We start from the raw sequence: 238 nt of genomic DNA on the forward strand, positions 1-238 counted from the left end.
TTATCCTTTCCCTCCTTAGAGGGATCGCCTTTGAAGAATTGATAGACTTCCATCGCATAGGTTCTAGGATTAAAATAAGAGAACCAAACGTCCTTACCTGTAGCTTCGTTATAAGTTACCTTCAAAACAAGATAATCTTTTCCTTTAAATTTTTGTTGCGCTAGGTTTTCATGAACGATAGTTCCCGGATCTTTCAGTTTCATAGGTAGGCTGTACAAATAGGTATAATAATTCTTGT

The 238-nt window shown here is 36.1% G+C and carries 1 protein-coding gene; it reads right to left on the minus strand.

From position 1 onward, the window contains the following. The coding region (locus tag ACY2RT_RS15610; RefSeq protein ID WP_490156832.1) for a DUF6503 family protein at positions 1-203 on the minus strand (203 nt) is incomplete at its 3' end. Between the last annotated feature and the right edge of the window lie 35 nt (positions 204-238).

It is taken from the genome of Ulvibacter sp. 2210JD10-4, assembly GCF_058148525.1.